This is a genomic window from Kitasatospora sp. NPDC001225 (assembly GCF_053597855.1).
In genome coordinates this window covers 1-4,358 of the sequence record NZ_JBSFJC010000274.1, presented here as the reverse complement: position 1 = coordinate 4,358, position 4,358 = coordinate 1, and the positions used below count along the sequence as shown (strand labels likewise).

The following is a 4,358-nucleotide window of genomic DNA, read 5'->3' as shown; positions in this document are numbered from 1 at the left end:
CCCCGGGCCCGGGCCCGGGCCCGGGCCCGGGCCACTCGCCGCGCCCGAGCACACCGAGGTAGTGCGTACGACCGGCGTCGGTGAAGGTCCCGGACGCGGCGGACGGGTCCTCGCCCCGCGCCAGGCAGCGGGCGACGCGCGGCCAGAACCGGGGCGGCTGCTCCCCGGCCCGCGACTGAGGCCGGACGACCGGGGGAAGGGTACGGGCCGGCGGCGCGGAGGGCGGAAGCACCGGAAGCACCGAAGGCACCGGACGGTCCGGGAGCCGGGCGTCGAGCTCGTGGTCCAGTTCCACCAGTGCCGAACCGAGCCGGGCGCGCAGCAGGATCGCGAACAGCCCGATGCCCGACAGCATCACCGCCCCGGTGGCGGGGACCGGGTCATGACGGCTGGTGACGACGGCGGGGCCGGCGTCGGGATCGGCCGCGGGCCCGGGCCGAACCTCGCGCAGCCGCCCGCCGTACTGCGCCGCGGAGTAGCCCAGGCGCCCGTCGAGCAGGTCGTCCAGATCCCGGACGGAGAGCGCCAGTTCGACGTCCGGCACGCTCGCCGACGGCAGGGCGGACAGCGTGCCGTCGACGCCCAGCCGTACGGTCCGCTCCGCGAGCGGTTCCGCGTCGGCGCCCACCGTGACGAAGCGGTACGCGGTGGCGCGCAGCCGGCCCCGGGCGGCCGCCGCGAGCTCGGGCAGGCCGGGCACCGTCACCCGGCCGGAGGGGGCGTCAGCCCCGGGAAGCCCCGGGAGCCCGGGGAACACCCGGTCCAGTGCCGCCGCTCCGCTGTGGCCGTCCGGCGCGGCCCGGCCGTCCCCGGCGGCGGGACCGGGGCCCGCGGCCAGCCGGCCGATCCAGCTTCCCGGACGGTAGCTGCGGTCGCGCGGCTCGTCGGTGGCCCGCACCCACTCCACGGCGGCCTCCTCCCACCGCACGGTCCCTCCCGCCACGGTGAGCCGGTCTCCCGGGCCGGGGCGCAGCACCCGGCGGTCCGGGTCGTCCGCGCGCAGCGCCCGGTCGACCAGACAGGGCGGTACGGGGAACTTGTGCCCGTTGAGCCAGGCCGCTTCGCCCAGCCCGTACTGCCCCTCCGGCAGCGGGACCACGTGTGCGGGGCGGACCTGTGCCATCAGCGCCGTCAACGGGTCGGACCAGTCCGGGTCCACCCCGGGTGGGACGCCCTCCACACTGCGGGTCTCCTCGATCGGCTGGCAGGGAGCCAGCAGGACGTCCGGCGGTGGTCCGTCGGCGAGCACCCGCCGCACCCACGCGGGCGTGACCAGGCTGTCGACCATGTGCCAGACGAAGGCGTCCCGGGTGCGGACCGAGAGCCCGTGCTCGGGGACCGCCATCGTCGAGGGCGTCCAGGTCAGTTCGACGCCCCGGCGGGGGCTGAACGCCGTCCAGTCGCGCACCACGACGGTGTCGCGGAAGCCCAGCCGGCGGAGGGCGTGCGCGATCCTCGGGTCGTCGGGGTGCAGGACCGGCAGCGCCCGGTCGAGCCGGGCCAGGGAGGCGAGGTCGAAGTGGTCGCGGTGGGAGTGGGAGATCCACACCGCGTCGGGCCGGGGCAGCGCGTGCGGCAGGACGCGTCGGGCGGGGGCGAAGCCGAGGAGGCCGCCGCGGTAGCTGTCGTGCAGGTGGGGGTCGCAGAGCAGGGTGAAGGCGTCCGCCCGGATCAGGACCGTCGCGTGTCCGCCGAGCTCTAGCGCGACCGGCATGCCGCGCTCTTCAGGGAGGCGGCCAGGCCGCGGAACGCCCGCCCCCGGCAGTACAGCCGGGCCTTCTCGTCCGCGGTCATCTGGCCGAGCGTGCGTCCGTCGCCGTCGTCGGGCACGAACACGGTGTCGTAGCCGAACCCGCGGTCGCCGAGCGGGCGTTCGGTGATCCGGCCCCGGGCGACCCCTTCGCTGACCACCCGCCGTCCGTCCGGGTAGCAGAGCAGCGCCACGGTGCGCACCCGGGCTCCCCGGCCCGGGGCGGCGACACCCGCCATCTCGGCGAGCACCTTGGCCACGTTCGCGGCGTCGCCCGCGCCCTCGCCGGCGTAGCGGGCCGAGAACAGCCCGGGAGCGCGTCCGAGGGCGTCCACCTCCATCACGGTGTCGTCGGCCACCGCGGGCAGGCGGGTCGCGAGGGCGACCGCGGAGGCCTTGAGGTAGGCGTTCTCCTCGACCGTCGTCCCGTCCTCGACGGTCTCGGGAAGCCATCCGGGCCGGGGCAGCAACTCCAGGACCCCGTGGAGCAGTTCGACGATCTCGGCGGCCTTGCGGGGATTGCCGGTCGCCAGTACGGCGTGCATCATGCGGGCGTCCCGTCCACGTGCCGGGAAGGGGCCCGGTCGTCCCTGCGCCCCGGCAGCACCTCGGGTTCCGACCTGCTGTGGCCCATGGCGAGGTAGCCGCCGTCGACCGGCAGGTCGGCGCCGGTGATGAACGACGCGCCGGGCCCGCAGAGGAACAGCACGACGGCCGCGACCTCCTCCGGCTGCCCCACCCGCCGCAGGATGTGGTGGTCGCCGAGTACGGGCCCCCAGCGCGCCCGGTCGCCGCCGGTCATCCGGTCGGTCTCCGGGGTCCAGATCAGGCCCGGAGAGACGCTGTTGACCCGGATGCCGTCGTCCGCCAGGTCGAGCGCCTGGCAGCGGGTCAGCGCGAGCAGCGCCCCCTTGCCGGCGCTGTACGTCCACTGGCGGGGCTGGGCGATGTGCCCCGAGACGGACGCGACGTTGACCACCGAGGCGCCTCGCGCCCTGCGCAGCAGGGGGGCCAGCGCCGACGTCATCATCGCGCTGCCCTTGACGTTCACGCCCAGGCTCCGGTCCCAGTCCGCGGGGCCGGCGCCCTCACCGAGGGCCAGGAAGCTCGCCGCGCAGTTGACCAGCGACCGGACCGGCAGCGCCGTCCCCTCGGCCGCCCGCGCGGCCTCCAGGCAGTCCGCGTGCCGCGAGATGTCGCCCACCACCACGGAGGCCGCCGGGCCGAGTTCTCCGGCGACCCGGCGCAGCCCGTCGGAGTCCCGGTCCACCAGGACGGCGTGGGCTCCCGCGCCGACGAAGGCGTGGGCGACGGCGCGACCGATGCCCGACGCGCTTCCGGTGATCACACAGGTCGTGTCCGCGAGGCCCGGACGAGGTGCGGAACGAGGCTTCGCGGGGTCGGGGTGAGGGTGGGGCGCCATGTCCCGCCTCCTCGGCTTGGAGCGACGGCGATCAGTCGTCGGACGAACCACCTACCTGTGACTTATGGTGCACGTGGTGATACGCACCGCAACCCAGCACCCTCGCCTTCCCTGCCCGCCCCGCCCGCCGCCTGCCGGAGGAACGCCCGTGCACCCGCCCGTGACGACCGGATTCCCGGTGCCTCCCGAGGACCGCCGGCCCCCGCCGCACACCGGCCGGACGCGAGCCCATTGGGAGGCCGCCGCCGACCGCCCGCCGGAAGCCCTGCCGCCCCTCACCCGCCCGGACGGGGCCGCGGTGAGCCCGCCCGGCATGCCCCGGCCGGTCGTCGGAGGTCCGGATGTCCTCCCCGGGTGAGCTCTTCGCCTCCGGCGCGTCGCACTACGCCCGCTACCAGCCGCGGTACCCGCGGGAGCTCTTCGACTTCCTCGCCGAGGCCTTCGGGCTGAACGGGACCCAGACGGCCCTCGACCTCGGATGCGGACCAGGCATCCTCGCCCTCCCGCTGTCCCGGCTGGTCGCCCGCGTCATCGCCGTGGACCCGGAACCGGGCATGCTCGAAGAAGGCCGGTCGATCGCCGGACGGCAGGGCGTCGGCACCATCCGGTGGAGGCGGGGAGACTCCTCGGACCTGCGCGCGCTGGGCCTTCCCCCGCTGGACCTCTGCGTCATGGGCAGGTCGTTCCACTGGATGTCCCGCGAGCAGGTCCTCGCCGACCTCGACGGCCTCGTCAACCCTCGGGGCGGCGTGGTCCTCGTCGCCACGGAACCGACCGGGACGGCGTGGTCGCGCGCCGTGGACGAGGTACGGGAGGCGTACCGCACGCTCCCCGGCGGCGGAGACGACGGCTCCCGCCCGGAACAGGAGGAGTCGAACCGCGAGATCCTCCGGCGCTCCCCCTTCCCCCGCGTCACGGCCGCGCACTGGACGTACCGCATCGACCGCACCCTCGACGAGGTCATCGGCCTCCAGTTCTCGCACTCCTCCTTCACCCCTGCCCGGCTCGGCGGCCGAAAGGACGCCTTCGAGCGGGACCTGCGGACGGCGCTGGCCGGCATCAGCCCGGACGGCCGCTTCGAACAGACCGTCCGTACCGAGGCGTTGACCGCGACGCGGCGGCATCGAGGCCTCCGCCCCGGGTAGGTTCTGTCATGAGCGGAGCCGTACGACCAGTGCGGTGCCG

At 75.7% G+C, this 4,358-nt stretch carries 4 protein-coding genes; 1 reads left to right on the top strand and 3 read right to left on the bottom strand.

From position 1 onward, the window contains the following. From ACWDCZ_RS38985 to ACWDCZ_RS38975, 3 genes are all read right to left on the bottom strand, one after another. Positions 1-1,714: MBL fold metallo-hydrolase (locus ACWDCZ_RS38985; protein ID WP_449818433.1), on the bottom strand; the 1,714-nt coding region annotated here is incomplete at its 3' end. Beyond that, positions 1,699-2,298 carry a non-canonical purine NTP pyrophosphatase gene (locus ACWDCZ_RS38980; RefSeq protein WP_117486104.1) on the bottom strand — a complete coding sequence of 200 codons (600 nt, stop codon included), beginning with the start codon at positions 2,296-2,298 and terminating at the stop codon, positions 1,699-1,701. The genes ACWDCZ_RS38985 and ACWDCZ_RS38980, both read right to left, overlap by 16 nt. Continuing rightward, on the bottom strand, positions 2,295-3,098 hold the full coding sequence (locus tag ACWDCZ_RS38975) for an SDR family oxidoreductase (RefSeq protein WP_449818432.1): 804 nt from the start codon (positions 3,096-3,098) through the stop codon (positions 2,295-2,297). Before ACWDCZ_RS38975 ends, ACWDCZ_RS38980 begins: the two co-directional genes overlap by 4 nt. 416 nt (positions 3,099-3,514) lie before the next feature. On the opposite strand from ACWDCZ_RS38975, the gene ACWDCZ_RS38970 reads away from it, so the two are divergent. Further along, positions 3,515-4,318 (top strand): class I SAM-dependent methyltransferase, encoded by an 804-nt coding sequence (locus ACWDCZ_RS38970; protein ID WP_449818431.1) that lies wholly within the window; start codon positions 3,515-3,517, stop codon positions 4,316-4,318. Positions 4,319-4,358: the final 40 nt, after the last annotated feature.

Bases quoted from the DNA above. Each gene is read 5' to 3' on its own strand.
- ACWDCZ_RS38970 (WP_449818431.1), top strand. From the start codon at position 3,515: ATGTCCTCCCCGGGTGAGCTCTTCGCCTCCGGCGCGTCGCACTACGCC.
- ACWDCZ_RS38980 (WP_117486104.1), bottom strand. From the start codon at position 2,298: ATGATGCACGCCGTACTGGCGACCGGCAATCCCCGCAAGGCCGCCGAG.